General features: G+C 32.8%; 1 protein-coding gene. It reads right to left on the bottom strand.

All coding sequences use genetic code 11. From position 1 onward, the window contains the following. Positions 1-283: helix-turn-helix domain-containing protein (locus AC1DRF_RS31945; RefSeq protein WP_477742820.1), on the bottom strand; the 283-nt coding region annotated here is incomplete at its 3' end. Between the last annotated feature and the right edge of the window lie 245 nt (positions 284-528).

The following is a 528-nucleotide window of genomic DNA, read 5'->3' as shown; positions in this document are numbered from 1 at the left end:
GAATAGCATCATAATCTCTCTGACGAATATATTGACGAATTAACGATTGAACCGCATCTACGTAATCAAGTCGAGGTGATTCGACACTATCAAAAAAGTAGTTAACATCTACGCCAAGGCGCTTAGAAATTTTATAGAGGGTAATGCTTGATGGATATTCTTCACCGTTTTCAATTTTGCTGATTTGCGCTTGTGTACAAATGTCTCTTGATAATTCTTGTTGTGTCAACCCTGCCATTTTGCGAAGGTCTCTCATAACACTCCCAATTCTATACTCTCTCATCTCTTTTCTCACCCTTACTTTCCCATAATATATTCTCTCTATAAACATATAGTGATTTTATTTAGATAGTCAACTGTAAACACGTTAAAAATTTATACAATGTTTCGAAATTGACCATTCCCTATAATAGCAAATTAATCTATAATAGTAAAATAGTGTATGATTTCTCTTCTCTAAAAAATCCTGTAAAAAAATAATATTGAGGCATAACGAAATCAATCCAGTATACAGACGAACAAATAGGA

The sequence above is a fragment of the Priestia sp. P5_B4 genome, from assembly GCF_056400385.1.
Note: the sequence above shows the minus strand (reverse complement) of the source record. Positions and strands in the feature narration are given on the sequence as shown.